Source organism: Nakamurella sp. GG22, assembly GCF_052976845.2.
Genome location: NZ_JBRIIO020000027.1, coordinates 25,683 through 52,359, shown reverse-complemented (window position 1 = coordinate 52,359; position 26,677 = coordinate 25,683). Strand labels below are relative to the sequence as shown.

The following is a 26,677-nucleotide window of genomic DNA, read 5'->3' as shown; positions in this document are numbered from 1 at the left end:
CCGTGGTTCCTCCGGCGATCGCCGAGGTGGCGGCGCGGGCCCAACGGGAACTATCCGGTCGGGTCCTCGCCGTCACCCTGCGATCGGTCCGGGATCTCGACATCGCGGAAGAGTCGACGGCAGACGCGTTCCTGCTCGCCCTGCAGACCTGGCCGGAGCGTGGAGTTCCGGAATCGGTCGAGGCGTGGCTCATCACGGCGGCCAAGCGGCGGGCCATCGACCGGATCCGGACGGCGCAGGCGGCGCGACGTGCGGTGATCCTGACGGCCGGCAGCCTCCGGTCCGCGGGCGACGCGGCCGACATCGGCACCGAGGTCGGGGTGATCGGCGACGAGGACCTGCGCCTTGTGGTGCTGTGCTGTGACCCGCGGATCTCCGTCGAGGACCAGATCGCGCTGACGTTGCGTCTGGCCTGCGGTGTGCCGACAGCGGCGATCGCCGCCGCCTTCCTGCTGCCCACCGCGACGATGGCCGCCCGGCTGACGAGAGCGAAGAAGAAGTTGGCCGCTGCCGGGCCTGCGCTCGATCTCCCCGACGACGCGACCGTCGATGCACGGCTGCCCGCGGTCCGCCGGGTCGTTCACCTTTCGTTCACCCTGGGACACACAGCGGCGAGCGGTGAGGAATTGACCGACGACGATCTGGCCGATCGCGCCCAGTACCTGGCGACCGCGCTGCACGCGCTGAGGCCGACCGACGCCGAGTTCACCTCATTGCTGGCACTGATCCTGCTCACCCGGGGACGCGCCGGGGGCCGGATCGGTGACGACGGCCGGCAGGTGCTGCTCGACGACGCCGACCGTCGCCGCTGGAACCCTGTGCTGATCGAGCGCGGCCTGGAACTGGTCCGCGGCCCGCTCGGCCGGCCGCGGCCGGGACCGATGACCCTGCAAGCCGCCATCGCAGCCGAACACGCCACAGCGTCCGGTGTGGCGACCACCGACTGGGCCCGCGTTGTCGAGCTGTACGGGTCGCTGCTGGAGATCGAGCCGTCGGCCACGGTGGCCATCGGCCGGTCCGTCGCGGTGAGCTACCTGTTGGGCCCCGAGAAAGGGCTCGCCGATCTCGACGAGGTGCTGGCCCTCGGCGGCCTGGAGCGCTATCCGTACGCGTTCGGTGCGCGCGCCCAGCTCCTCGCACGGCTGGGCAGGGCTCGCGAGGCCGGAATGGAATGGTGCAACGCCGCCGGGTGCGCGCGGACGGCGGCCGAACGGACGTTCTTCGAGGAGCGTGCGGCAGAGGTCACGTCAACGGGCTGATCTGATCTGGCAGGTGCGCGCGGCGGGGGGCAGGATGGCAGCGGAGTGTGTTTCGAGCAGCACTGGGACTTCGGGATGGGATTCGACGATGATCACTGCACGGGGTGTTGCGGTACCGGACGACATGGCGGCCGTTCTGCAGGCCGATGATGCGGCGCTGGCGGCGTTCGAAGCGCTGCGGCCCGACGACCAGCGGGTGTACGTCGACTGGGTGACCAAGTCGGGCGGCAAGGAGCAGCGCGCCGAACGACTCTCGGGTCTGGCCGAGCACGTGCAGGTGTACCAGCGCCGGCCGGCCGAGGAGCACGGTTCGCCGCATCCACTGCTCGACGTCTGACCCGCGGGCGCTCGATCGTCGGGGAACAGCCCGTCGCACCGCCCGGTTGGACCTCAGAGAAGGTCAACGAGAGGACACACGGGTGACGACGACAAGTGAACGAGCACCATTTGAGAAGGACGCAGGACGGCGGGATTTCCGGCTTTCGGTGCTGGAACTGGCCGGGGTCGGGGTAGGCAGCTCGGTCGGCGAGGCGCTGGCCACCACCACCGACCTCGCCGTGCACGCGGAACAGCTGGGCTACCACCGGTTCTGGGTCGCCGAGCACCACGGGATGCCGGCGGTCGCGTCGTCGGCGCCGGCCGTTCTTCTCGCCCACATTGCTGCTGTGACCAGCACCATCCGGGTCGGGTCCGGCGGCGTCATGCTGCCGAACCATGCGCCCATGGTGGTGGCCGAACAGTTCGGCACGCTGGAAGCACTGCATCCCGGGCGTATCGACCTCGGCCTGGGTCGTGCGCCGGGCAGCGACCAGCTCACGGCATATGCGCTGCGCCGCAAGATGGACGGGGCCGGGTCCGACTTCGCCGAGCAGCTCGCGGAGCTCCAGCACTTCATGAACGGCGACTTCCCGGCAGATCACCCGTTCTCCCGCATCCGCACGACGCCGGCGTACCCGGTTCCGGTGTACATCCTGGGCTCGTCGGATTACGGGGCACGGCTGGCGGCGCGGCTCGGACTGCCGTTCGCCTTCGCGCACCATTTCGCCGGCGCCGGTGGCAACACCGACGCCGCCCTGGATCTGTACCGCTCGTTGTTCCGGCCGTCGGAAACCCTGACGGAGCCGTACGCGATGATCGGTGTGACGGCCCTCGCGGCGGACACCGAGGAGGCTGCCGCGTACGAGGCCAGGGCCGGGGCGCTGTCCATGGTGCTACTGAGATCTGGCCGGCTGCAGGAGATCCCGACCCCCGAGCAGGCGGCGGCGTACCCGTACAGTCCCGCCGAACTCGACCTGATCCGGGCGATGGGCAGCACCGAGGTCGTCGGCACAGCCGACAATGTGGCCCAGGGCCTTGACGAGTTGGCGGACCGGTTCGGGGTGCATGAGATGCTGATCTCCACCCGCGCGCACGGCGCCGCCGCCAAGCACCGGTCGATGGAACTCATCGCGGGGGCATACGCCCTGCAGGGTCGGGTCGCCCATTAGCACCTCTCCCGACCGCGAGCGGATGGTGTCCTGGCTGCTGGAAGGCGATCCGGCAATCCGCTGGCAGGTGTTGCGCGATCTGGCCGGCGCCTCCCCTGGGGAGGTGGCGGCGGAACGCGCCGTGGTCGCGGAAAAGGGCTGGGGCGCTGCGTTACTCGCCCTCCAGGATTCCGACGGGCGGTGGGACGGGGCGCTGTACAGCCCCAAGTGGACATCGACGACGTACACCCTGCTGCTGTTGCACTGGCTCGGCCTGCAGGCGGGCAATCCGCAGGCGCTGGCCGGTTGCCGGCAGATCTGGGACGGCGCGAGCTACTTCTCCGGTGGTCTGAACATCGCGAAGTCGGCCCGGCTCCCGGAGGCGTGCATCACGGGCATGTTCGTACTGCTGGCCGCGTCGTTCGGCTATTCCGATGCCCGAGTCGATCCGGCCGTCCGGTGGCTGCTGGCGCATCAGCTCCCCGACGGCGGCTGGAACTGCCGTTCCGAGCGGGACGGGTCGCGGCACGGGTCGTTCCACACCTCCATCAGCGTCCTCGATGCGTTGCTCGCCTACCAGGGCGGTGATGTCGACGTCTCGGCTGCGATGGCGGGCGGCCGCGGGTTCTTTCTCGACCACCGGCTGTACCGATCGCACAGCACCGGCGAGGTCGTCAACCCGGCGATGACGCGTTTCCCGTTCCCGCCGCAATGGCACTTCGACGTCTTGCGCGGTCTCGAGCACTTCCGGGCGGCCGGTGCTGCTGCGGACGACCGGTTGTCCGATGCCATCGAGCTCGTCGAGCGTGCCCGCCGGCCGGACGGTTTGTGGCCGCGTTACCGCGGCTATTCGGGTCGGTCGTGGTTCGTGATGGAGGAGCCGGGACCCAGCCGGTGGGCCACGCTGCGTGCCCTACGGGTGGTGGACTGGTGGGAACGCTCGCGTTGATCGGCTTTCTCTGAACGCCGGCCGGTAGTGGCTCGCGGGTCAGGGGACGGACAGGGCCTTCCAACGGGCTACCGCTGCCGCTCGGTTGGTCACACCCAGCTTCGCGTTGATGTTCTCCAGATGCTTGCGGACCGTCCGTTCGCTCAGCCCAAGAGTGTGCGCGATGCGTTGGTTGATCCACCCTTTTGCGACCAGTGTCAGCACCTGCGCTTCGCGGGCGGAAAGGCGGTCGCCGGGCATCTCGACATCGAGAGTTTGCCGAAGGCGGGTGGTGGCCTCGTCCCACACAGCACGAAACGCGAGTGCCGAACCGAGCGGCCCCCGAATGGCGTCCAACACGCTCATCTCGGCGTCGTCGAAATCGTGCCGCGACTTGTGTGCCCCGATGAAGACGATGCATTCCGAGCTGGAAAACAAGGGCGCCCCTGCACCGTACTTGCCGTCGACGTGACCGTGGAAGTAGAACCAGACGTCGGTGTCCCAGAACTTGGGTAGTGTCACCCGGTCGCTCACCCGCTGGGTGCCCAGCGTTGTCCAATTCGGCTGTCCAAGAATCGGATGACGATCCATGCGCTTCGTGGCCTCGACAGCGAGTTCGGCCGGATAGGGCGGAGCGCCGGACAGTACGACGTTGACGTCGGTTCGTTCGTCGGGCTTGACAGGCAGGTAGGTCACACCGACCCCGGCGTCAGGCCTCAATATCCGGTGCACGCCATCGGCAAGGAATTGTGCATAGTCCTCTCCGAGTACCGCCATCCGCGCGCACTCCACACTGAGCCGGAGCATGTCGTCCTCCCGCATCGCCCCTCCCCGGTCGATCAGGGAATTCTCGGGGAAAGTTCGGGATTCGTCCATTACCACACCTAATGGCGTAGCACCAGTGGCGCAATGGCCACTCTCCGTTCCGTAAGCAACAGGCGGATCGTGGTCTCCGGCGCCGGGTTTGGGTCGATGGCGTCCTGTCGTGGGTGCTGATTGCGGATGCAAGTGCCGAGGGGGTCCGGATGAGGTCGCAATTGCGTCTTGGGTTGTTCACTGTTCTGGCCGGTGTCCTGATGCTGCCTGCCGTGCCGGCGGTCGCCACCGGTGGGCCGAGAGTTGTGGTGGTCGATGACGACGGCGTCCAATGCCCGGATGCCGGGTACAAGTCGATCCAGCAGGCTATCGACGCCGCCGTGGCCGGCGATACCGTGCACGTCTGCGGCGGGTCCTATGCCGGGGACGTCACTGTTGACAAAGCCGTCAAGCTGACTGCCCTGGCGCCCGCCGCGCCCGACCTCGACTGTTTCGGCGACGGTGCCCCGCCCCCCGGTTCCGCAGTCATCGCCGGCGCTGTGACCCTCGGCAAGAATGCGAGCGGAACAACGATCGACGGCTTCGTGATTGCCGGAACAACGACGGGAATCACGACGAGCGATCAAGGCTCTGGTTATCAGATACGCCGTAACGTGCTCGAGGGTTCCAGTACCTTCGCCATACACTTCGGCAGTGTGGGGGACCAAACGTCTGTTGTCACGAGGAATTGCTTCCGAGGGGTGGTTGGTGGTCCTGAGCGTGTCGGCCTCTATGCCGACGAGAGTGATCTCCGCAATGCCGTCGTCAGTGCCAACTCCTTCGTAAACCTCAGCGAAGCGATGTCCGTCGACGGGGAGCATTACTATTCAGATATCAGGATTGTTCATAACGTTGTCAAGCGCACGAGAGTCGGCTTCCTCATCTGTGGCGTGGTCTCCGGTGAGGTGAGCCACAATGACATCGATACGACCGAAGCCGCAGAGCAGCCGAGTCTGGGCATCATCGTGGGCGGGGGAAACATCGGATTGATCGTCGACGCAAACAGGCTCAAGGGCGGTACCCCATCGATCGGCGTCAATCGGCTCGCCAACTACACGAATCCCAACAGCAATGTCGGGTTGGTGATATCCAGAAATCGAATCAGCAATAGCGGATCGGGAATCAACATCAGATTCCCCGAACCATCAGCACTACCCAACGTCACTCACGGATTGCTGTACCGCAACGAAGCAACGGGAGGCACCAACAGCGGCATCGTGGTCGCGGCCGGCAACGACGACAACGTGCTGATCGGGAACCGCTTGAACGGCAATGCCAGGTATGGAATCTGGTTGGCGGCCGTGCCGGGCTATCCGCCTGTCACAGGCACCGTCGCCGTGGGGAACACCATGCTGGGCAACGGATTGGCTGACGCACGCGACGATGCGCGCCCCCAGAGCACCTGGTTGGCGAACCGCTGCGTCACTCAGATCCCTCCGGACGCGAACATCTGCGGAGGCGATCGTCGGGGCTTGTCCGCGGTCGCGCGGTCAACCTCCGCCGCCCTGCCGTCGATTCCGCGCCCGCCGGCCGTTGACCGGACGACGTGGCCGTGCCTAGGGGTCCCGGTGTGGGAGTTCGATCCGGCCGACGGCGGCGCCTGGACCCGAACGGCTGTCGTCGCGCCCGACGCCCCGGCCGGCACCACCTGCGGTTCGTGACACGTGCGCCGGACGGAGTTCATGATGACGGTGCATTCATCGCTGACCACCCGCGCTATGACGGCCGCTGCCGTCGCCATGCTGACCGTGGCTGTCGCGATCAATGTCTCGCCCACCGCCGTGGCCACTGCAATCACCACCAGCGATGCCAGGATGTCAGGCAAAGCGAAACCAACCACCGGCAAGCCGACCACGCCTGTCAGCAGCAAGTCGGTCCAGCCGACCGGCACCACTTCGACCACCGCTGCGGCACCGACGAGTTCGGGCAGCAATACCTGCGTGCAGGTGACCTACTGGGAGTGGGATCCCGTTGACGGGCTGATTCTCGTGACGATCTACACGGTGGCCCCGGGAGCACCGCCCGGCACGTTCTGCGGTTCCTGAACCAGGGGCCGTCAGCAAACGGCGACGCGTGTGCCGGCGTGTTTGCCGGACACGCCGGTGTTTCAGCTTTAGAAGGCGTTCCCGCGGAAACGTTCTTCAGCTCACGACCTTGCAGATGTCGACGCTCCGACCGCTCGTCTTGAGAAGCGTGAACTTGCTCGCATCATCTGTGAGATAGACAACCTGGCCGACGTACAGGGTGGTCGATGGGCCGGCGGGGATGTCGGTGGGGAACAGGAAGATGACGTTGTGTCCGCCGGTCGTCACGGTCGATGTCCCGTCGCCGTTGGGGACCGTGCGAGCGACCGCACCGTTGGATTTCGTTGTGTAGGTGTTCCGCTGGCGGTCGAGATTGATGAAGGTCAGGGTGGAGCCTGTGCCGGCCGACAGAGTTCGCACTGGGTTGCCGTCGCGATCGTAGAAAGTCCTCTGGACTCTTGATGAGCCGTTGACTTCGACCCTGAGCGCGAAATCGCAGGCTTGACCGGCAGCGAAATCGAGCACGGAGTCCGGATCAGCCGCAGCCGACGGGCCGGCAAGTCCGACCATTCCGGTGATGATTACCGCAACGGTGCACAGCAGCCGACGGAACAGTGATCTGCGCATGGCTATCCCCTTTGATCGCCTTAACGGGTCGATCACCCGCCACCTTGATCTAATTCAACCTAGGGTCGGAGTGTCAACCGCCAGAAAGGCGGAAAGGGCAGACTGGGGACCGCCCTTCGTCAGATCAACAACGCGCAGATGTCGGTGGCCGTACCGCTCTTCTGTGTCGCGGTGCATGGGTCCGCGTCCCGGCGGGACTAGTGGCGATCGGAACAATCGAAAATCGCCCGAAACGTACAATCGATCGGGCCGGACCCGATGGCGACAGATTGTTTCACCCCGATGACAGAGTGCAACTGGGGTGCGTAGGCAGAAGGGCTGTCCCGCGACAGCCGTAGGATCGCCGGGTCCCTCCGTCCCCTTCCAGAGGAATCCCTGTGCTCCGCGATCGAACTGCCGGCTCCCTGCGCCCCACCGACGACGGCGCGACCGTCACTCTCGCCGGGTGGGTGGCGCGGCGTCGCGATCACGGCGGCGTCATCTTCATCGACCTCCGCGACGCCTCGGGTGTGGCCCAGGTCGTCTTCCACTCCGGCGAGGTGCTCGCTGCCGCCCATGCGCTGCGCAGCGAGTTCTGCGTCCAGGTGGCCGGAACGGTCGCGATCCGGCCGGAGGGCAACGAGAACCCGGATCTGCCGACCGGCGCAATTGAGGTCGAGGCCACCGATTTGCAGGTGCTGTCCGAGTCCGGGCCGCTGCCGTTCCAGATCGACGACTCGATCTCCGTGGGCGAGGAGACGCGGCTTAAGTACCGCTACCTCGACCTTCGTCGGTCCGGTCCGGCCGCCGCGCTGCGGCTCCGCTCGGCGGTCAACGGTGCGGCGCGGGCGGTGCTCGACGCGCGTGAGTTCGTCGAGATCGAGACGCCGACGCTGACCCGCTCGACCCCCGAAGGTGCCAGGGACTTCCTGGTGCCGGCCCGGTTGAAGCCAGGATCCTGGTACGCCCTCCCACAGTCCCCGCAGCTGTTCAAGCAATTGCTGATGGTCGCCGGGATGGAGCGCTACTACCAGATCGCCCGCTGCTACCGGGACGAGGATTTCCGCGCCGACCGGCAGCCCGAGTTCACCCAGCTCGACGTCGAGATGTCGTTCGTCGACCAGGACGATGTGATCGCGGTGGCCGAGGACGTCATCGCGGCGCTGTGGCGGCTGATCGGGCACGAGCTGACTACGCCAATCCCGCGGATCACCTTCACCGACGCGATGAACCGCTACGGCTCGGACAAGCCCGACCTCCGCTTCGACCTCGAGATCACCGAGCTCACCGACTATTTCGCCGGCACGCCGTTCCGGGTCTTCCAGGCGCCGTACGTCGGGGCCGTTGTGCAGAAGGGCGGCGCGAGCACCCCCCGGCGCGGCTTCGACGCCTGGCAGGAATGGGCCAAGCAGCGCGGGGCACGCGGCCTTGCGTACGTGACGATCGCCGATGACGGCACACTCGGCGGCCCCGTCGCGAAGAACATCTCCGATGATGAGAGGGCCGGCCTGGCCGGGGCTGTCGGGGCCGAACCCGGTGACGCGGTCTTCTTCGCCGCCGGCGCGCGCCGGGGCAGCCAGGAACTCCTCGGTGCCGCCCGGGTCGAGATCGGCAAGCGGGGCGGTCTGATCGACGAGAGCGCCTGGGCGTTCTGCTGGGTGGTCGACGCCCCGCTCTTCGAGCGCACCGACGAAACCGACGACGTGTCGGTCGGCGGCGCGGGCAGCACCTGGACCGCGGTGCACCACGCCTTCACCTCACCCAAGCCCGAATCGCTCGAGACGTTCGACGTCGACCCGGACTCCGCACTCGCCTACGCCTACGACATCGTCTGCAACGGCAACGAAATCGGCGGCGGGTCCATCCGTATCCACCGCGCGGACATCCAGCAGCGGGTGTTCGCGGTGATGGGGCTGACAGAGGAGCAGCAGCAGGAGAAGTTCGGTTTCCTGCTCGACGCCTTCGCGTTCGGAGCGCCACCGCACGGCGGCATCGCGTTCGGCTGGGACCGGATCGTCATGCTGCTGGCCGGGGCGACCTCGCTGCGCGAGGTGATCGCGTTCCCCAAGTCTGGCGGCGGTTTCGACCCGTTGACCGGGGCGCCGGCGCCGATCACCGCCCAGCAGCGCAAGGAGGCCGGGGTCGACTTCGTGCCGCCGAAGCCGGCGCCGCCGGCCTGAGAATCACCCGAAGATCGCCCACAGCGCGACCGCGTCGAGCAGTGCCGCTGTCGTGACCGCGAGAACGAGCATCAGCCGCGCGGTCTGCCGGGATCGACGGCTGATCTCCTGCTGGCCGGCCTGGAACTGCTGCAGAGATTGAGGTGTCGCCGCCAGCGGGTGGGTGCCGTCGGCCGGTCGCAGGCGGCCACGGTCCAGCACGAGACGACCGATCACGGTCACCGTCGCGCCGATCGGGATCACATACTCGTCCTGCCGGAGCCCGCGGCTGAGCAGAGCGGTTCCGGCGCGGTCGAGGACGCCGGTGCCGGCCGGTCGACGCGGGGTGCTCGTCGACTGGACGAGCCAGCCGCCGTAGTGCTCGACGTCGCCCATGGACAGCGTCGCCGACCCGGTTCCGTCGCTGATCACGACGTCGCCGTCACTGATCAGCTCGCTGACCTTCTCGTAGCGGACGGACGAGTCAAGGCTCTCCCGACGCCGGAACGAGTTCAGCCGGTACCACGCGCAGCTCTCCCGGCTCAGCGGTGATGTCACCGGCCCGTCAGGACCGGCCGCGACCACGCCGGTGACCGCCACGGGGACCGGCGGCGGCGACGTCAGCCGGCTGATCGTGGTTGGTGTCGCCGCGGGGAAGCGCGGGCGGATGGAGCACAGCAACCACCACACGCCGCCGAAGGTTCCGACGATGACGAGGTTGACGACGAGCAGGGTGGCAATCAGGACGGCCGGCGAGGAAGTCACGACCGTGGGAGCAGGGATGACCGTCGATCGATACATCCGGCCGGGACGTCCGTTCCGCCCCCGATGTACCAAGCCGGAAACACGGGCTGAATAGAGTGTGCGACCAACGGCATCCCTGAACGCGGCACTACCGATGCGGGTGTTCGGCAGTTCCGACTCTTGAGGGGATCAGTGTGGCGATCAAGGTGGCCCTGGAGCACCGCACGACCTACCGCTTCGACAGGTTGGTCACCATCCATCCGCATGTGGTGCGGCTCCGGCCGGCGCCGCACTCGCGGACCCGGATCGAGTCCTACTCCTTGACGGTCGAGCCGTCCGACCACTTCATCAACTGGCAGCAGGACCCGTTCGGCAACTTCATGGCCCGGCTGGTCTTCCCTGAGCGGGCCACCGAGCTGTCCATCACGGTCGGCCTGGAAGCGGACCTGACCGTCGTCAACCCGTTCGACTTCTTCATCGAGGAGTACGCGGAGCACTACGGCTTCGCGTACCCGGCGGACCTGGCCGCCGACCTCGAGCCCTACCTGCGGCCTGTGGACGAGGGTGCTCCCGGCTCGGGTCCAGGGCCGGAGGTCCGGCGGTGGCTGGACGAGTTCGAGATCTGGCCGAACACACCCATCGTGGATTTCCTGGTGCAGCTCAACGCGTGCGTGCAGCGGCGGGTCGGTTACTCGGTCCGGATGGAACCGGGCGTGCAGACGCCGGATCACACCCTGACCACGGCAATCGGCTCCTGCCGGGATTCCGCCTGGCTGCTGGTCTCGCTGTTGCGCAGGTTGGGGCTCGCCGCCCGGTTCGTGTCCGGCTACCTGGTGCAGTTGGCGTCGGACATCGCCTCGCTGGACGGCCCGTCCGGGCCGTCGGCGGACTTCACCGACCTGCACGCGTGGGCGGAGGTGTACATCCCCGGGGCCGGCTGGATCGGGATGGACCCGACGTCGGGCCTGTTCGCCGGCGAGGGTCACATCCCGCTCTCGGCCACCCCGCACCCCACCACCGCTGCCGCGATCAGCGGCTCGACGGGCATCGCGCAGACCACCCTGGAGTACTCCAACCTGGTACGGCGGATCCATGAGGATCCGCGGGTCACCCTGCCGTACAGCCCGCAGCAGTGGGCCGAGGTGCAGCAGGTGGGCGCGCTGGTCGACAAGCGACTGGAGGCTGGTGACGTCCGGCTGACGATGGGCGGCGAACCCACCTTCGTCTCGATCGACGACAGCACCGCCGCCGAGTGGACGACGGACGCGGACGGCCCGCAGAAACGCGAACGCGCCGGCGTGCTCGCCGAGCGGCTGCGAGCGATCTACGCGCCCACCGGGATCGTGCACCGCGGGCAGGGCAAGTGGTATCCGGGAGAACCGTTGCCCCGCTGGCAGATTGCCCTGCACTGGCGGGCTGACGGCCTGCCGCTGTGGTCCGACCCGGCGCTGCTCGCCGACCCCGGCGCCGCCCGGCCGACGACCGCGACGACCGTGGCGACATCGGACGCCGGCCGGTTCATCGCGGCGGTCGCCGATGGTTTCGGGTTGCCGGCCGGGCAGGTCCGGCCGGCGTACGAGGACGCGCTCGGCCGTCTTGCGCAGCAGGTCCGAATGCCGGCCGGTGACCCGGTCACCGAGGACCTGACCGACGACACTCCCGACGCCAGGGCCGCCCGGCTGGCCGAGCTGGATCGGTCGGTGACGGACCCGACCGCGTTCGTCCTGCCGCTGCACCGGCTTGCCGCACCGGAGGAGCAGGACGGGCTACCGACGGTGGGCTGGGGGAGCGCCGATTGGCGCCTTCGCCGCGGCCGGCTGGTGCTGCTGCCCGGTGATTCGCCGGCCGGCCTCCGGCTCCCGCTGGACGCGATCTCCTGGGAGCCGCCCGAGCCGACCGGTGAGGTCGATCCACTGGCCCCGCGCCCGCCGCTCCCGGTCGGGACGACGCAGCATGCCGTGGTGGTGTCCGCGGACGGGGCACCGGTGACCGCGCTGGTGGCCGAGGTCAGGGACGGTCTGCTGTATGTGTTCCTGCCGCCGATCGAGGAACTGGATCCGTGGGTCGAGCTGGTCGGCCTGGTGGAACGGGCCGCGGCCGCCACCGGTGGACCGGTGGTGCTGGAGGGGTACGGACCGCCGACCGACCCACGGCTGCAGACCCTGTCGGTGACCCCCGATCCCGGCGTCATCGAGGTCAACATCCAGCCGCTGGCGAGCTGGGACGAGCAGGTCGCCGTCATCGGCACCCTGTACGAGCAGGCCAGGCAGAGCCGGCTCGGCACCGAGACGTTCGCCGTCGACGGGAGCCACCGCGGCACCGGCGGCGGCAACCACGTCACCATCGGCGGCCGGACACCGGCCGATTCGCCGCTGTTGCGCAGGCCCGACCTGCTGGTGTCGCTGCTCACCCACTGGCAGCGCCACCCGTCGTTGTCCTACCTGTTCTCCGGCCAGTTCATCGGCCCGACCTCGCAGGCGCCGCGGGCTGACGAGGGCCGGGCGGAGACGCTGTACGAGCTGGAGATCGCGTTCGCCGAGATCCGCCGGCAGACCGGGGATGACGGCGCCGTGTCACCGTGGGTGGTGGACCGGGCGCTGCGGCATCTGTTGACCGACATCACCGGCAACACCCACCGCGCGGAGTTCTGCGTCGACAAGCTCTACAGTCCCGATTCCGCCCGAGGCCGGCTGGGGCTGCTCGAGCTCCGCGGCTTCGAGATGCCACCACACGCCCAGATGGCGTTGGTGCAGACACTTCTCGTCCGGTCCCTGGTGTCCCGGTTCTGGGACGAACCGCTGCACGCGCCGTTGCTGCGGCACGGTGACGACCTGCACGGGCGGTACCTGTTGCCGCATCATGTGATCGCCGACATCGCGGAGGTCGCCGCCGATCTTCGCGCGCATGGCATCGAGTTCAAGACCAGCTGGCTGGATCCGTTCTTCGAGTTCCGTTTCCCGCGGCTGGGCAACGTGACGGTCGGGGAGCTGGAGTTGGAGCTGCGTTGGGCGATCGAGCCGTGGCACGTGCTCGGCGAGGAAGCGACGGCCGGTGGGACGGCGCGGTACGTCGATTCGTCGGTCGAGCGGCTGCAGGTGAGCCTGACCGGGGCGTCGGCGGGCCGGGTCATGGTCACCTGCAACGGTTTTCCTGTTCCGCTGCAGCCGACGGCGGTTCCGGGGCTGCAGGTCGCCGGCGTCCGGTACCGCGCCTGGGCGCCGCCGAGCTCGCTGCATCCGACCATCCCGCCGGACTCGCCGCTGGTGTTCGACGTGGTCGATCCGGCCGGTGTCGATAACGGCGGCGGCGTCTCGCTCGGCGGCGCGACCTACCGGGTGTCGCACCCCGGCGGCCGGTCGTACGACAAGCCTCCCGTCAACGCCATGGAGGCGGAGGCCCGGCGGACCAGACGGTTCGACCCGGCGGGTTCGGGTCAGGGCTCGATCGACATCGCGCGGCTCCGCGAGCGCGCCGCGTTGCTGGCCGTCGACGCCGGGCCGGTCGGCATCCTGGACCTGCGGCGGGCACGGGCGATCACGGCATCGGAGGCGCGATGACCGCGTCCGCCGACCCCGCTGTGGCCGGCCGGGTGTCGCTGGTCGAGGCGTACCTGGCCCGCAGCGGCATGCTCACCGCGCCGTCGGGCGACCATCGCCGCTACGACGAGATGACGGGGATCAACGGCGGCCTGCTGCCCGGCTGGTCGGACCTCGCCGCCGAGCTGGACACCATCGGCGAGCAGGGCCTGAACCGGTTGGCGGGCCGGGTGGAGCGCCTGCTCGAGGACGACGGCGTCACGTACACACCGGTCACCGATGTCAGCGCCGATCCCGACGCCGCGCCCGCTCCGCCGGAACGCTGGCAGCTCGATCCGTTACCGCTGGTCGTCGAGGATGCCGAGTGGACCGCGCTGGAGGCCGGGCTGATACAGCGTTCGCAGCTGCTCGACGAGGTGCTCACCGACATCTACGGACCGGGCCGGCTCGTCGCGAACGGCCTGCTGCCGCCGGAGCTGGTGTTCCAGCACCCCGATTACCTGCGGCCTGCGCACGGCATCACCATCCCCGGCGCCCACCAGCTGTTCTTCCACGCCGTCGACGTCTGCCGGACCGGGTCCGGCGCGTTCCACGCGATCGGTGACCGCACCCAGGCGCCGTCCGGCGCCGGCTATGCGATGGCCGATCGGCGGGTGGTGTCCAGGGTGCTGCCGGACGTCTTCCGGCGCAGCGCCCCGCGCGGGCTGGCCGCCTACTTCCACACCATGCGGTCCGCCCTCGCCTCGGTCGCGCCGAATGAGGCGGAGGACCCGCGGATCGTCGTGCTGACTCCGGGCACCCACTCGGAGACCGCGTTCGACCAGGCCATGTTGGCCTCCCTGCTGGGCGTGCCGCTGGTGGAGAGCGCCGACCTGACGATCCGCAGGGGCAGGCTCTGGATGCGCTCGATGGGCCGTTTCGAACCCGTCGACGTGGTCGTCCGCCGCGTCGACGCAGCCTGGTCCGACCCGCTTGACCTGAACCCCGCATCACGGCTGGGTGTCGTCGGGCTGACCGAGGCGTGCCGGCGGGGCACCGTCACCGTGGTGAACACCCTGGGCAGCGGCGTTCTCGAAAACCCCGGCCTGGCACCGTTTTTGCCGAAGCTCGCGCGCGCCGTACTCGGTGAATCGCTCAAATTGGCGTCGCTGCCCACCTACTGGTGCGGCACCGACGCCGACCGGTCGCACGTGCTCAGCCATCTCGACCAGATGGTGCTGCGGCCCGTCGGCCGGGGGAAGTCGGTGTTCCCGGCACTGCTGACCCGCGCCGAGCGGGACCGGTGGCGGGACCGGTTGACGGCCGAGCCGACCCGCTGGGTCGGCCAGCAGGCGGCGCCGTTCTCCGAGGCGCCGATGGCCACGCCCAACGGCCTGGTGGCCGGGCAGGTCAGCATGCGGTTGTTCACCGTGGCGCACGGCTCCGGGTACGTGGCGATGCCGGGCTCCCTCGGCCGGGTGCAGGACACCGAACCGATGGGCGTCCGGGGCAGGAGCAGCGTCGCGAAGGACGTCTGGGTGCGGTCCGGCAGGCCGGACGCCGCCGACCGCGTCGACGGCCGGGTCTGGCTCTACGAGGGTCCGCTGGTGCAGCCCGAACGCCCCGAGGCGGCGTCATCCCCGCGGGTACTGGAGGACATGTTCTGGCTCGGCCGGTACGCCGAACGCACCGAGGATTTGACCAGGCTGCTGATCGTGGCGCGCGAGCGGGTGGACGAGTTCCGCTTCCGCCCGGAGCACCCTGGGGCGGGCTGTGTCCCGGTCCTGCTCTCCGCCGTCACCGAGGTGTCCGGCACCGGCGCCGCCCGGCCGGGTGCCGAACCGCTGCCGCACATCCGGGACCTGATGGTGGACGCCACGGAGGAAGGCACCGTCGCGCAGTCGCTGTCGGGCCTGCGGGAGGCGGCCCGGTCGGTCCGTGACCAGCTCTCCGGCGACACCTGGATGGTGCTGGGGGCGACGGACCGGGCGCTCGCCGCGCTCGCCGACGCACCCGGTGACGGCGGTGGGCTCACCCTCTCGTCGACCCAGACCGCGGTGCTGTCGAGCATGCTGGCGCTGTCCGGGTTGGCCAGCGAGAACATGGTCCGCGATCCCGGTTGGTACTTCATGGATCTCGGGCGCCGGCTGGAACGCGGCCAGCAGCTGACGGCCCTGCTCCGGGCGACGCTCACCCGCTCGCACAGCTCCGCCGTCGACTCCCTGGTGGTCGAGTCGGTGCTGGCGGCCGGCGAGTCCGGGGTGACCTACCGGCGCCGGTACCGCGGCCGCATCCAGATCGCCACCATGCTGGAGCTGCTGCTGCTCGACGCGGGCAACCCCCGCTCGCTCGCGTACCAGGTCGCCCAGGCCAGGGCCGACCTCCGAGCGCTGCCGGACTCCTCGGGCACCTCCCGGCCGCAGCGCCGGCTGGAGGACCTGGAGGGACGGCTCCGCCGGGTGCGGCCGGCGGACCTGGTCGACGCGGACGCCGAAGGCCGGCTGCCGGATCTGCTCGAGCTGCTCGACAGTACCAACGAGGCCCTCCGCGGAATCGCCGAAGCCGTTGCCGCGCAACACTTCTGGCACCCGGCGCCGATGCAGCCGCTCGGTGTCGCAGGGGAGGGGATCCTGTGACCCGTCGCTACCGCATCGAGCACCGCACGGTGTACCGCTACTCCGACGAGGTCGGCACGTCGTTCGGCCGCGGCTACCTGCACCCGCGGGACCTACCGGGGCAGCGCTGTCTGCAGCACCAGCTCAGCGTCGAGCCGCGACCGTCCGACATGGCGCACAGCGTGGACGGGTACGGCAACGCGAACTCCTACTTCCACGTCACCGACGCGCACACCGAACTGGTGGTGACCGGCCGGTCCGATGTCGAGGTGTCGCCCCCTTCCCTCGACGAACGGGTCGCCGCGCTGCCCTGGGAGAAGGCACGGCCGGCGGGCGGCAGCGAGCCCGCGGCGGTCGAGTTCACCCTCGCCTCGCCGCTCGTGCGGATGCCCGACCAGATCCGCGACTACGCGGACGTCTCGTTCGTGCCGGGCCGGCCGATCCTGGAGGCGGTGACGGACCTGACGCACCGCATCTTCACGGAGTTCACCTACCGGCACGGCGCCACGTCGGTGTCCTCCACTGTGATGGACGTGCTCGAGGCCAGGGCCGGCGTGTGCCAGGACTTCGCGCACCTGGCAATCGGCTGTGCCCGCTCCGTCGGGCTTGCCTGCCGGTACGTCTCCGGGTACCTGGCCACCTACCCGCCGCCAGGCAAGGAGCGACTGGTCGGCGCCGACGCCAGCCACGCCTGGGCGGCGGTGCGGCTCGCCGACGGCAGTTGGCTCGATTTCGACCCGACCAACGACACACTCGCCGACGAGCGGTACACCGTGCTGGCGTGGGGCAGGGACTACGACGACGTCCCGCCGCTGCGCGGCGTCATTTACACCGACGCCAAGACCCGGAAGATGGACGTCTCGGTCGACGTCGCGCCGTTGGACTGACAGTGCCGTTGGACTGAGTGATGTTCCTTGCGTTTGGCTCGCCGGCCATCGGGCATGTAAACCCCTTGAGCGACGACCGGGTCACCGCGAGGGTACGGCGGGAGCCGTGCAGGGCAGTAAAGTCGGTTCAGCCTTGACGCCGTCGTGCCCCCGGAACCGGGCGAGGCCCACCACCCCCGACGCTGAGGATTTCCATGCGTGACTTTGCCTGCCCGCACTGCGGTCAACGACTGGCCTTCGAGAACTCGTTGTGCCTGAGCTGCGGCAACGCCATCGGCTTCGACCCCGTGCAGCGCGAATTCGCGGTGCTCGGGTCCGACGGGCTGACCACGCTGGCCCCGCCGCGCCGGGTGTGCGCGAACAAGCACGTGGCCGGCTGCAACTGGCTGGTGCCGGCCGAAGGTCCGCCGCTGTGCCGGTCCTGTTCGTTGACCCGGACCCGGCCCGCCGACGGTGATCCCGCCCTGGTGGCATTCGCCGAGGCGGAGGCCGCGAAGCGCCGGCTGGTCGTCGAACTGGTCGACCTCGGACTGCCGATCAGCGACCGCACCGAGGACCCGGACCGCGGCCTGACGTTCGACCTGCTCTCCAGCGCCCAGCAGCCGGTCATCACCGGGCACGACGAGGGCGTCATCACCCTTGATCTCGCCGAGGGTGACGATGTGCACCGCGAGCAGCTGCGGGTCTCGATGGACGAGCCGTACCGGACCCTGCTGGGGCACTTCCGGCACGAGACGGGTCACTACTACTTCATCGTGCTGGCCGAGTCGGGGCCGGCCCGCCAGGAGTTCGAGCAGCTCTTCGGCGACCCGGATGCGGACTACCAGGCCGCCATCGACCGGCACTACTCGCAGGGTGCACCGCAGGGCTGGGAACAGAACTACGTCTCCTCCTACGCGACCATGCATCCCGCCGAGGACTGGGCGGAGACCTTCGCGCACTACCTGCACATCCGCGACACCATCGACACTGCAGCAGCTTTCGGCTTCGCACCGGCCGGTGCGACGGCGACCCAGCCGCTGGCCGGCAACGCAGGGTTCGACCGGATGATCGCACTGTGGCTGCCGCTGGTCTGGTCGCTGAACATGATCAACCGGTCCATGGGGCACAAGGATCTCTACCCGTTCGTGCTGCCGCCGGCCGTGCTGGAGAAGATGCGACTGGTGCACCGGCTGGTGGCCGCGAGCAACGCCCCGGCCGAGGTCAACGCCACCGTCTGAGTTCAGGGCCAGGTGAAATGTCAGGGTAGGGGCACCGCGCCGCCGGACACCGCGATGCCGCCGTCCCCGGCCGGGATGTCGACGATCAGCACCCCGGGCCGGCCGATGTGCCTGCCCTGCCGCACCGTCACGGTCGCGGGTGGGTCGACCAGACCCAGGGCGCGGAGATACCCGCCGAGTGCGGCGGCCGCTGAGCCGGTCGCCGGGTCCTCCCGCACACCGCCGGGTGGGAACGGGTTGCGCGCCTCGAACTCGGTGTCGCCGGTGCGGCTGACGACGGCCACCGTCGCCCCCCAGTCGTTCGCGGCCATCACGGCGGCGAGCCGGGGCTGGTCGTGGTCGAGCCGGTCCAGCACGTCGAGTGGCACACCGACGATCGGGTGATGGTTCCCCGAGTACGACACGCGGACCGGGAGCGCCGGGTCGAGGTCGGCCGGCGTCAACCGCAGGGCCGCGAGCAGTTCCGTCGTCACCTCGTCCGGTATCTCGCCGACTACCGGCGGCACGCTGACCAGCGTGGCCGTGATCCCGTTCGCGCTCTGCGTCGTCGTCACCTCGATCGGGCCGGCCACGGACTCCAGGGTCAGCCGGCCGGCGCCGATCCGTTCTGCCCGTGCGACCGCGGCCGCGATGGTCGCGTGCCCGCAGAACGCCACCTCGGCGATCGGCGCGAAGTACCGCACGTTGGCCGTCTCCGGGCCGGTGGGAGTGAGAAACGCCGTTTCCGAAAATCCGACATCGGCTGCGATGCGCTGCATCTCGCTCTCGTCGAGCCCGTCGGCCGCCAGCACGATGCCCGCCGGGTTGCCGCCATCGGGGCGATCGGTGAAGGCGGCGTAGCGCAGGATCTCCATGGCACCGCAGCCTACTTCTGTGCGCCCGACCGGTAGCGTCGGCGCGGTGAGCCCGACGGAGCCAGGCCTTTTCACGGTGGGCGGTACCGCCGAGCAGCCGGATACAGCCCGGCCCGGCACCGCCGCCTGGTCGCCGGACCGCCCCGTCGACCCGCATGCGCCGCTGGCCGCCCGGATGCGGCCGAGGTCCCTCGACGAGGTCGCCGGCCAGGCGCACCTGCTGGGTCCGGGGGCGCCGCTGCGCCGGCTGGTGCAGGGCGGGTCGCCGTCATCGATGCTCCTGTACGGCCCGCCCGGGACCGGCAAGACCACTCTGGCAACGCTGGTCGCCGGGTCGACCGGCCGGCACTTCGCGCAGCTGTCCGCCGTCTCCGCGGGCGTCAAAGAGGTCAGGGCTGTGATCGCGGACGCCACCGCCCGGCTGCGGTCGACCGGCGAGCAGACCGTGCTGTTCATCGACGAGGTGCACCGGTTCTCCCGCACCCAGCAGGATTCACTGCTCGGCGCGGTCGAGGACCGGACCATCGTGCTGATCGCGGCGACCACCGAGAACCCGTTCTTCTCCGTGGTCTCGCCGCTGCTGTCCCGTTCGCTGGTGCTGCAGCTGCAGCCGCTGACCGACGCCGATGTCGCATCCCTGGTCGATCGGGCGGTGAAAGACGAGCGCGGCCTGGCCGGCGCCTTCGAGATCACCGACGAGGCCAGGGCGCACCTGGTCGCCCTGGCCGGCGGCGACGCCAGGCGGGCCCTGACCGCGCTCGAGGCGGCGGCCGATTCGGTCGGCGAGGTCGGCGGGGCGCCGTTCGACGGGTCTCCGGCCGTCATCGACCTGGCCGCCGTTGAACGGGCGGTCAACCGGGCGGCCGTCCGTTACGACCGGTCCGGCGACCAGCACTACGACGTCACGAGCGCGTTCATCAAGTCGATCCGCGGCAGCGACGTCGATGCGGCCGTGCACTACCTCGCCCGGATGCTGGAGGCGGGGGAGGATCCGCGGTTCATCGCCAGGCGGCTGATGATCCACGCCTCCGAGGACGTCGGGATGGCCGATCCGACCGCGCTGCCGGTGGCCGTGGCCGCCGCCCAGGTCGTCCAGCTGGTTGGCCTGCCGGAGGCGCGCATCGCCCTCGCGCAGGCCACCATCCACCTCGCCACGGCGCCGAAATCGAACGCCGTCATCCGGGCGATCGACGCGGCGATGGCGGACGTCCGGGACGGCAGGGCCGGTTCGGTGCCGCCGGCGCTGCGCGACGGGCATTACCCGGGCGCGGCGAAACTCGGCAACGCACAGAGCTACATCTACCCGCACGACCGGCCGGGAGCCGTTGTGCCGCAGCAGTACCCGCCCGATGAGCTGGTCGGCCGGGACTACTACAGTCCGACCGGCTACGGTGCCGAACGCACCCTCGCCGAGCGGGTACCGAAGTTGCGGCGAACGATTCGCGGGGAACCTGACCAGTGATCGGGGGATGAGCGGATCGGGGATGAGCGGAGAGGCGTGACGATGACCGACGCAGGAAAGATCAGGGCGGTTCAGCTGGAGCGGACCGGCGGTCCGGAGGTGCTGCAGTACACCGAGATCGCGGCTCCCCAGCCGGGTCCGGGCGAGGTGGCGATCCAGGTCGCCGCCGCCGGGGTGAACTTCATCGACATCTACCACCGGGAGGGCGTCTACCCGATGCCGCTGCCGATGGTGCCGGGGAGGGAGGGCGCCGGTCAGGTGATCGCCCTCGGCCCGGACGTCACCGAACTCGCGGTGGGCGACCGGGTGGCCTGGCTGCAGGTCCCGCGGTCCTACGCCGAGGTGACCGTCGGGCCGGTGGCGAAGCTGATCCCGGTCCCGGACGCGCTGTCCGACGAGCAGGCGGCCGCCCTGGCGTTGCAGGGTCTGACGGCGCATGCGCTCGCCACCGACGTCTTCCGCATCGGGCCCGACGACACGGTGCTCATCCACGCCGGCGCGGGAGGGGTCGGCCTGCTGCTCACCCAGATCGCCAAGAAGCTCGGCGCGCGGGTGATCACCACGGTGTCCACCGAGGCGAAGGCGGCGCTCTCCCGCGGTGCCGGCGCAGACGAGGTGATCGTCGGCTATGACGACTTCCCGGCGAAGGTGCGGCAGCTGACCGGCGGCAGGGGAGTGGCTGCCGTGTACGACGGGGTGGGCGCAGCGACCTTCGACGGCTCGCTGGATTCGTTGGCGATGCGCGGCACGATGGTGCTGTTCGGCGGCGCGAGCGGGCAGGTCCCGCCTTTCGACATCCAGCGGCTCAACAAGGGCGGCTCACTCAAGCTCACCCGGCCCAACGTCGACCACTTCGTCCTCGACCGCGCGGAGCTGCTCGCCAGGGCCGCCGACCTGTTCGGCTGGGTCGCGGACGGGTCCCTGCACGTGCTGATCGGGGGCCGTTACCCGCTGTCGGACGCGGCCGCGGCGCAGGAGGAACTCGCCGGTCGCCGGACGACGGGCAAACTGGTGCTGCTCCCCTGATTCAAGCGGGGGGCCACTCGTCGGCCAGCACGCCGAACCACAGGTCGTCGGTCCACTCGCCCTTGAGGAACGTCTGCGAACGCAGCCGCCCCTCGAGGGTGAAGCCCACCCTGGTCAGCAGGCGGGCCGACGCCTCGTTGCGGGCGTCGCACTCGGCAGCCACCTTGTGCAGCCGCCGCTCGACGAGCAGGTGCTCCAGGATGCGCCGCACCGCCTCGCTGCCGTAGCCCTGTCCCTGCTCGGAAGCGGACAGGGTGAAACCGATCTCGGCCTGCATGCCGTTCGCGTGCAGGTGCACCCCGAGGTCGCCGATCAGGGCCGCGTCAGCTCGGCGTTCGATGCCGTACTGGAACCAGCCCGGGGTCAGCGGGTCCGATTCCACCAGCGCGGTGATGAGGTTCTCGGCATCCTGCACGGTGAACGGCACCGTCCAAGGCTGGTACCGGGCGACGGCAGGGTCGGACCGGTATGCCGACAGCGCCGCTGCGTCCCCGCGGGTCAGCGGCCGCAACCGCAGCCGCGGGGTCGTCAGCACCGTACTCAGACCAGCCACACCGTGACGTCCGCCGGCAGCGTCCCGTCGCCGGGCAGCTCGTCGGAGGACATCAGCACCTCGCCGGACGGCAGCGCAACCGGCCCGTCGCCCATGTTGGACACCACGGTGACCTCCCCGTTGATGTAGCCGATGACGTCGGCACCCAGACCCGGAAGCCACTGCAGCGAGCCGGCTCCGAGCTTGAACGCCCGGCGCAGGGCGAGTGCCGACTGGTACATGCTCAGCGTGGAGCCGTCCGCGGCGAGTTGCCGGTCGCGGGCCAGGTCGGCGTACTCGGCCGGCTGCGGCAGCCAGGTTGCGCCGGTCGGGCCGAAGCCCAGTCCGGGCGCGTCGGCCTCCCAGGGCAGCGGCACCCGGCAGCCGTCGCGGCCGGCCTCGGTGTACTCGGAGCGCCACCAGGTGGGGTCCTGCCGGAGGTCGTCGTCCAGTGCGGTGTGGTCGGGCAGCCCGAGCTCCTCGCCCTGGTACAGGTACGCCGAACCGGGCAGACCGAGCATCATCAGGCTGGACGCCTTGGCCCGCCGGAGCCCGAAGTGGTAATCGGGCTGCGGGTCGTCGGCCCTGATGCCGTTCGGCCGCGGGCCCTTCGAGGGCAGGCCGAGCCGCGAGACATGGCGCACCACATCGTGATTGGACAGCACCCAGGTGGTCGGCGCACCGACGGCCTCGTTCGCCGCCATCGAGGAGTCGATGGTCCGGCGCAGGGCGGCCGCGTCCCACTCCGTCTCCAGGTAGTCGAAGTTGAAGGCCTGGTGCATCTCGTCGTCGCGGACGTACCGGGACAGCCTGGACAGCGGCTGGACCCAGGCCTCGGCGACCAGGATGCGGTCGGGGGTGTAGCCGTCCAGCAGCGCGCGCCACGAGCGGTACACCTCGTGCACCCGGTCCTGGTCCCACATCGGGCCGGTCTGGAAGAAGCCCTCGGGGTCGGCGTCGGGGCCGGCATCGACCCGCGGGTCGGTGTCGGGCAGGCCCGGCGCCTTGATCAGTGCGTGTGCGACGTCGACACGGAACCCGTCAGCGCCGCGGTCGAGCCAGAACTTCAGCACCGAGAGGAATTCCTCGCGGACCTCGGGGTTCTGCCAGTCCCAGTCCGGCTGCTTGGTGTCGAACAGGTGCAGGTACCACTGGCCGGGCGTGCCGTCCGGGTTGGTCGTGCGGGTCCAGGCCGGTCCTCGGAAGCAGGACTCCCAGTTGTTCGGCGGCAGTTCGCCGTTGTCGCCGCGGCCGTCACGGAAGATGTACCGCGCCCGCTCCGGCGAACCCGGCCCGGCGGCCAGCGCCGCCTGGAACCAGGGGTGCTCGTCGGAGGAGTGGTTCGGCACCAGGTCGACGATCACCTTGAGGCCGAGCCCGTGGGCCTTCTCCAGCAGCGCATCGAAGTCGGCCAGCGTGCCGAAGACCGGATCCACGTTGCGGTAGTCCGCGACGTCGTACCCGGCGTCCGCCTGCGGTGAGGTGTAGAACGGCGAGAGCCAGACGGCGTCGACACCCAGGTCGGCCAGCGCGTCGAGTCGCGAGGTGACGCCGGGCAGGTCGCCGATCCCGTCGCCGTTCGCGTCGGCGAAGGACCGCGGGTACACCTGGTACACCACGGCCGTGCGGCGCCAGTCGTCGGCGGCCGCGGCCTGCGGGTGGTGGGCGGTCAACGGGGCGATCAGGTCGGTGAAGACCTCGTTCGTGGTGGTTTCTCCGATGGACACTCCGGATGACCTTCCTGTTCGGTGCGGCTTGCCTGGACGGAGGTTGACGCCCGTCGTCCCGGCCGGTTGAGTGATCGCGCCGAGCATGACCCAGGTCACACGAATCGATTCGATTCGACGCAGCTACAGGGTACGGCGGGGGAGGGGTGGCAGCGCAAGACCGTGCTGCGGGTCCGTGCTACGGATCACCGCCGGTCGGTCACTCCCCGGAGGTCGCGTCCGCGCTCCGCAGCCGGCGGCCGGTCAGCTGGGTGGTCGGGATGGCGATCGTGTACACCGACCGTCCCGCGGCCCACGGCGGCGGGATCCGTTCCTGCAGCGAGCTGAGCCGATCCGGATTGCTGACGTGATATGCCTCGCCGACCGCCAGGACGCTCCAGCCACTGCGGGTGGCGACGTCGATCTCGTCGATCTCGAAGGCGACGACGGCGTTCGTCACGGCGAGTTCCATCTTGGTGCCGCCCTCAGTGCGGAAGATGATCTCGTCGCCGTCCATGGCGTAGTTGACCGGCTGGGCGGCGGGCATCGCCCCGGCGGTGTACACGACACGGCCGATGACGCCCTGTTCCAGCAGCCTCAGGCACTCGGCACGATCGAGGGTGTGCAGGCCGAGGCCGCCGTCGGCAGAGCCGCTGCGTGTCGCCGATCGTGACATCGCCATCCTCACTGAGCGTCGGGCCGTGAGGGTCAGCATTCAATGCGGCTGGGCCCGGGAGCCAGGGCCCAAAGTCCCGACTGGGGCGGCGCGCAGGGCGATGTCGGCGACTTCGGCCCTGCCGGGTCCGGGGTGCAGCCCCGGGCGCCAGCCGCCCGCGTACACCGCTTTTGCCTTCGGCTCGACGGCGTCCAGGCACGACGGCAGGCCGCGCATCGTCAGGTACGGGCCCATTGCGGCGCCGATCGACGGGTCCCGCTCGGCCGCGGACATGATGAGGTCCGAAGGCAGCTTCGTCGTCAGATCGATGTCCTCGCCGGCCCAGCGGCTGTTCTGCGCCGCGTCCATCCGGATGTGGTCCTCGACCCAGGGCCGCATGTTCGCCTCGCACCAGCTGTCGAAGTACCCGCCGATCGTCGCGCCGTCCGAGCCGTACTCGTCGATCAGCCGGAGCAGCTCCGCTGCCTGCAGAAAAGACGTGGTGACGCCCCGGCCGAAGTTCGGCGTGGTGGTGCAGACGGCGTCGCCGACGGAGATCAGGCCGGGAGACGCCAGTTCGCCGTCGGCAGCCCGCTGGGAGCGGTAGACGTTCAGCAGGGCGCCGCCCGGCAGCACGTCCGTCAGCGGTCGGGCCACCGTCGGATCGGTCCACGCAGCCAGCCCCGGGATGGCCGCCGCGGCCGCGGCGAAGGCCGCGTTGTGCCGCAGCGGGACGAGGGAGCGGTCAGTGGTGGACCGGACGATCAGTGCGGAGAAGATGCCGCGTTCGTGGATGAAGACGATGATCAGGTATCCGTCGTAGTTGCCCTGCCAGGCAATCGGGTTGTCCAGTGGTGGTGTCGGAATGCCTTCGCGCAGTTGGTACTGCCGGTCGACATACGCAATGCCGCAATCCCCACCGATCTGCGGCGCGGACCGCAGGGATCTGGCAACGCGGCTCGAGCGCCCGGAGGCGTCCAGCACCAGGTCGGCCTCCAGTTCGGCGCCGCCGACCGACAGGCCGCGGGTCCGGCCATGGGCGCCGGCGCCGACCAGCACCTGATCGACGTGCCCGCGCAGGATGGACAGTCCAGGCTGCTGAAGAGCGGCGGATCGCAGCGCGGATTCGAACGTCATGCGGCGCGACCGGACTCCCGCCGCGACGACACGCCCGTCAGGCGTGGAGATCTCGATCGGTTCGGCGCCGGCCTCGATCCATGCCTGCCGCGCCGCCGGTGCCTCGAGGGTGAGCAATTCCAGCACCTGGCCGCGGAACGCATGTGCGTGGTGGAACTGCATGACGCCTTTTCGGGCCCAGGTTCCGTCCGCCGACGGGCCCTCGTCGCGATCGACGGCGACCACCCGGTGACCACGCCTGGCAAGGCCCATCCCCATCAGCAGACCCGTCGGCCCGGCTCCGATGATCGCCACCTTCATGGTCTCCACCTCATTCGTGTTACCGTCGGTGTAGCGAATTGACGTGTTCAGAATGGGAGTTGCGGGCGGTGCCGTCAACACATTTGTCCAAGCGCGCGTATCTGTCCGCGGTGCGCGACGAGCAGGCTCGGGCCACCCGGCGGGCGATTGTCGACGCCGCCGGCCGGCTGTTCGTCGCAAAGGGCTACGCGGCGACGACCATCGACGAGATCGCAGCGGCCGCCGGGGTCAGCCGTAAGACCGTTTTCGCCTCAGGGGGCGGAAAGCTCGCGCTGCTGAAGGACGCCTACGACTGGGCGTTGGTGGGAGACGACGAACCGGTTCCGATGGAGCAGCGGTCGGAAGTCCAGGAAATCCTCGCTACCGCCGATCCCGCCGAAGCCGTCCGGCTCTGGACCGCGATGATCACCGGCACCGCGGTCCGTGCTGCGCCAGTCGCCGGCGTGCTGGCCGCCGCAGCACATGTCGACGCGCAGGCGGCCGAGCTGCAACAGATCGCGGACCGCAACAAGCTCGCCGGTGCGCGCGCTTTCGTCGCCCACCTGGAGTCGATCGGCACCCTGCGGGAAGGGCTCACCGCACCGGAGGCGGCCGACCTGTGCTGGCTGGCCATGGACGCCGGCCCGTACCTGCGGTTGGTGGTCGAACGGGGATGGTCACCCGAGCGCTACCGGAGCTGGCTCACCGCGGCGATGACCAGGGATCTGCTGGGTCGGTGAGTCGCAAG

General features: G+C 69.7%; 22 protein-coding genes. 14 read left to right on the top strand and 8 right to left on the bottom strand.

What is annotated here, in order from left to right; all coding sequences use genetic code 11:
• The first annotated feature begins 2 nt into the window (after positions 1-2).
• From ACVBEQ_RS22570 to ACVBEQ_RS22555, 4 genes are all read left to right on the top strand, one after another.
• Positions 3-1,259 (top strand): RNA polymerase sigma factor, encoded by a 1,257-nt coding sequence (locus ACVBEQ_RS22570; protein ID WP_447155648.1) that lies wholly within the window; start codon positions 3-5, stop codon positions 1,257-1,259.
• Positions 1,260-1,347: 88 nt separating this feature from the next.
• Entirely contained in the window at positions 1,348-1,596 is a 249-nt protein-coding gene (locus tag ACVBEQ_RS22565) for a YdeI/OmpD-associated family protein (protein WP_447155647.1), read from the top strand.
• A gap of 82 nt (positions 1,597-1,678) precedes the next feature.
• On the top strand, positions 1,679-2,746 hold the full coding sequence (locus ACVBEQ_RS22560) for an LLM class flavin-dependent oxidoreductase (RefSeq protein WP_447155646.1): 1,068 nt from the start codon (positions 1,679-1,681) through the stop codon (positions 2,744-2,746).
• A gap of 22 nt (positions 2,747-2,768) precedes the next feature.
• Positions 2,769-3,674 carry a hypothetical protein gene (locus tag ACVBEQ_RS22555; RefSeq protein WP_447155645.1) on the top strand — a complete coding sequence of 302 codons (906 nt, stop codon included), beginning with the start codon at positions 2,769-2,771 and terminating at the stop codon, positions 3,672-3,674.
• Positions 3,675-3,713: 39 nt separating this feature from the next.
• Here the strand turns inward: ACVBEQ_RS22555 and ACVBEQ_RS22550 are convergent, their stop codons facing one another.
• A complete protein-coding gene (locus ACVBEQ_RS22550; RefSeq protein ID WP_447155644.1) occupies positions 3,714-4,475 on the bottom strand; it encodes a response regulator transcription factor in 762 nt (253 codons plus the stop codon).
• A gap of 203 nt (positions 4,476-4,678) precedes the next feature.
• Here ACVBEQ_RS22550 and ACVBEQ_RS22545 point away from each other — a divergent pair, with 203 nt between their 5' ends.
• Both ACVBEQ_RS22545 and ACVBEQ_RS22540 read left to right on the top strand, forming a co-directional pair.
• On the top strand, positions 4,679-6,169 hold the full coding sequence (locus ACVBEQ_RS22545) for a right-handed parallel beta-helix repeat-containing protein (RefSeq protein ID WP_447155643.1): 1,491 nt from the start codon (positions 4,679-4,681) through the stop codon (positions 6,167-6,169).
• A gap of 24 nt (positions 6,170-6,193) precedes the next feature.
• Complete coding sequence (locus tag ACVBEQ_RS22540) at positions 6,194-6,553, top strand: hypothetical protein (protein WP_447155642.1); 360 nt, start codon at positions 6,194-6,196, stop codon at positions 6,551-6,553.
• Between the two features lie 96 nt (positions 6,554-6,649).
• Here ACVBEQ_RS22540 and ACVBEQ_RS22535 read toward each other — a convergent pair whose 3' ends face one another.
• A complete protein-coding gene (locus ACVBEQ_RS22535; protein ID WP_447155641.1) occupies positions 6,650-7,057 on the bottom strand; it encodes a hypothetical protein in 408 nt (135 codons plus the stop codon).
• A gap of 479 nt (positions 7,058-7,536) precedes the next feature.
• Here ACVBEQ_RS22535 and aspS point away from each other — a divergent pair, with 479 nt between their 5' ends.
• Positions 7,537-9,318, top strand: a complete 1,782-nt coding sequence (gene aspS / locus ACVBEQ_RS22530; RefSeq protein ID WP_447155640.1) for an aspartate--tRNA ligase — start codon at positions 7,537-7,539, stop codon at positions 9,316-9,318.
• A gap of 3 nt (positions 9,319-9,321) precedes the next feature.
• Here aspS and ACVBEQ_RS22525 read toward each other — a convergent pair whose 3' ends face one another.
• A complete protein-coding gene (locus ACVBEQ_RS22525) occupies positions 9,322-10,098 on the bottom strand; it encodes a hypothetical protein (RefSeq protein ID WP_447155639.1) in 777 nt (258 codons plus the stop codon).
• Between the two features lie 137 nt (positions 10,099-10,235).
• Here ACVBEQ_RS22525 and ACVBEQ_RS22520 point away from each other — a divergent pair, with 137 nt between their 5' ends.
• The 4 genes from ACVBEQ_RS22520 to ACVBEQ_RS22505 all read left to right on the top strand — a co-directional run bounded on the left by ACVBEQ_RS22520 (position 10,236) and on the right by ACVBEQ_RS22505 (position 18,278).
• The gene (locus ACVBEQ_RS22520; protein WP_447155638.1) at positions 10,236-13,598 is read left to right on the top strand and encodes a transglutaminase family protein; all 3,363 of its coding nucleotides are present in this window, start codon (positions 10,236-10,238) and stop codon (positions 13,596-13,598) included.
• The gene (locus tag ACVBEQ_RS22515) at positions 13,595-16,192 is read left to right on the top strand and encodes a circularly permuted type 2 ATP-grasp protein (protein ID WP_447155637.1); all 2,598 of its coding nucleotides are present in this window, start codon (positions 13,595-13,597) and stop codon (positions 16,190-16,192) included. Before ACVBEQ_RS22520 ends, ACVBEQ_RS22515 begins: the two co-directional genes overlap by 4 nt.
• The gene (locus ACVBEQ_RS22510) at positions 16,189-17,058 is read left to right on the top strand and encodes a transglutaminase family protein (protein ID WP_447155636.1); all 870 of its coding nucleotides are present in this window, start codon (positions 16,189-16,191) and stop codon (positions 17,056-17,058) included. Before ACVBEQ_RS22515 ends, ACVBEQ_RS22510 begins: the two co-directional genes overlap by 4 nt.
• A 194-nt stretch (positions 17,059-17,252) precedes the next feature.
• Positions 17,253-18,278, top strand: coding sequence for a zinc-binding metallopeptidase family protein (locus ACVBEQ_RS22505; RefSeq protein WP_447155635.1), 1,026 nt, complete (start codon positions 17,253-17,255; stop codon positions 18,276-18,278).
• 20 nt (positions 18,279-18,298) lie between these two features.
• On the opposite strand, the gene ACVBEQ_RS22500 is transcribed toward ACVBEQ_RS22505, so the two are convergent.
• Entirely contained in the window at positions 18,299-19,132 is an 834-nt protein-coding gene (locus ACVBEQ_RS22500; RefSeq protein ID WP_447155634.1) for a PhzF family phenazine biosynthesis protein, read from the bottom strand.
• Between the two features lie 46 nt (positions 19,133-19,178).
• Here ACVBEQ_RS22500 and ACVBEQ_RS22495 point away from each other — a divergent pair, with 46 nt between their 5' ends.
• A complete protein-coding gene (locus ACVBEQ_RS22495) occupies positions 19,179-20,594 on the top strand; it encodes a replication-associated recombination protein A (RefSeq protein WP_447155633.1) in 1,416 nt (471 codons plus the stop codon).
• A 60-nt stretch (positions 20,595-20,654) separates the two neighbouring features.
• Complete coding sequence (locus ACVBEQ_RS22490; protein ID WP_447155662.1) at positions 20,655-21,620, top strand: quinone oxidoreductase family protein; 966 nt, start codon at positions 20,655-20,657, stop codon at positions 21,618-21,620.
• Position 21,621: 1 nt separating this feature from the next.
• On the opposite strand, the gene ACVBEQ_RS22485 is transcribed toward ACVBEQ_RS22490, so the two are convergent.
• From ACVBEQ_RS22485 to ACVBEQ_RS22470, 4 genes are all read right to left on the bottom strand, one after another.
• Positions 21,622-22,173, bottom strand: a complete 552-nt coding sequence (locus ACVBEQ_RS22485) for a GNAT family N-acetyltransferase (protein WP_447155632.1) — start codon at positions 22,171-22,173, stop codon at positions 21,622-21,624.
• Complete coding sequence (locus ACVBEQ_RS22480; protein ID WP_447155631.1) at positions 22,161-23,879, bottom strand: glycoside hydrolase family 13 protein; 1,719 nt, start codon at positions 23,877-23,879, stop codon at positions 22,161-22,163. The genes ACVBEQ_RS22485 and ACVBEQ_RS22480 overlap by 13 nt, the downstream gene beginning before the upstream one ends.
• Before the next feature lie 199 nt (positions 23,880-24,078).
• Complete coding sequence (locus ACVBEQ_RS22475) at positions 24,079-24,534, bottom strand: pyridoxamine 5'-phosphate oxidase family protein (protein ID WP_447155630.1); 456 nt, start codon at positions 24,532-24,534, stop codon at positions 24,079-24,081.
• 39 nt (positions 24,535-24,573) lie between these two features.
• Positions 24,574-25,950 carry an FAD-dependent oxidoreductase gene (locus tag ACVBEQ_RS22470; protein WP_447155629.1) on the bottom strand — a complete coding sequence of 459 codons (1,377 nt, stop codon included), beginning with the start codon at positions 25,948-25,950 and terminating at the stop codon, positions 24,574-24,576.
• A gap of 68 nt (positions 25,951-26,018) precedes the next feature.
• Here ACVBEQ_RS22470 and ACVBEQ_RS22465 point away from each other — a divergent pair, with 68 nt between their 5' ends.
• Positions 26,019-26,669: a TetR/AcrR family transcriptional regulator gene (locus ACVBEQ_RS22465; protein WP_447155628.1), complete on the top strand. Its 651-nt coding sequence runs from the start codon at positions 26,019-26,021 to the stop codon at positions 26,667-26,669.
• Positions 26,670-26,677: the final 8 nt, after the last annotated feature.

Bases quoted from the DNA above. Each gene is read 5' to 3' on its own strand.
- ACVBEQ_RS22565 (WP_447155647.1), top strand. From the start codon at position 1,348: ATGATCACTGCACGGGGTGTTGCGGTACCGGACGACATGGCGGCCGTT.
- ACVBEQ_RS22555 (WP_447155645.1), top strand. From the start codon at position 2,769: ATGGTGTCCTGGCTGCTGGAAGGCGATCCGGCAATCCGCTGGCAGGTG.
- ACVBEQ_RS22550 (WP_447155644.1), bottom strand. From the start codon at position 4,475: ATGCGGGAGGACGACATGCTCCGGCTCAGTGTGGAGTGCGCGCGGATG.
- ACVBEQ_RS22545 (WP_447155643.1), top strand. From the start codon at position 4,679: ATGAGGTCGCAATTGCGTCTTGGGTTGTTCACTGTTCTGGCCGGTGTC.
- ACVBEQ_RS22540 (WP_447155642.1), top strand. From the start codon at position 6,194: ATGACGGTGCATTCATCGCTGACCACCCGCGCTATGACGGCCGCTGCC.
- ACVBEQ_RS22525 (WP_447155639.1), bottom strand. From the start codon at position 10,098: ATGTATCGATCGACGGTCATCCCTGCTCCCACGGTCGTGACTTCCTCG.
- ACVBEQ_RS22515 (WP_447155637.1), top strand. From the start codon at position 13,595: ATGACCGCGTCCGCCGACCCCGCTGTGGCCGGCCGGGTGTCGCTGGTC.
- ACVBEQ_RS22505 (WP_447155635.1), top strand. From the start codon at position 17,253: ATGCGTGACTTTGCCTGCCCGCACTGCGGTCAACGACTGGCCTTCGAG.
- ACVBEQ_RS22500 (WP_447155634.1), bottom strand. From the start codon at position 19,132: ATGGAGATCCTGCGCTACGCCGCCTTCACCGATCGCCCCGATGGCGGC.
- ACVBEQ_RS22475 (WP_447155630.1), bottom strand. From the start codon at position 24,534: ATGTCACGATCGGCGACACGCAGCGGCTCTGCCGACGGCGGCCTCGGC.
- ACVBEQ_RS22470 (WP_447155629.1), bottom strand. From the start codon at position 25,950: ATGAAGGTGGCGATCATCGGAGCCGGGCCGACGGGTCTGCTGATGGGG.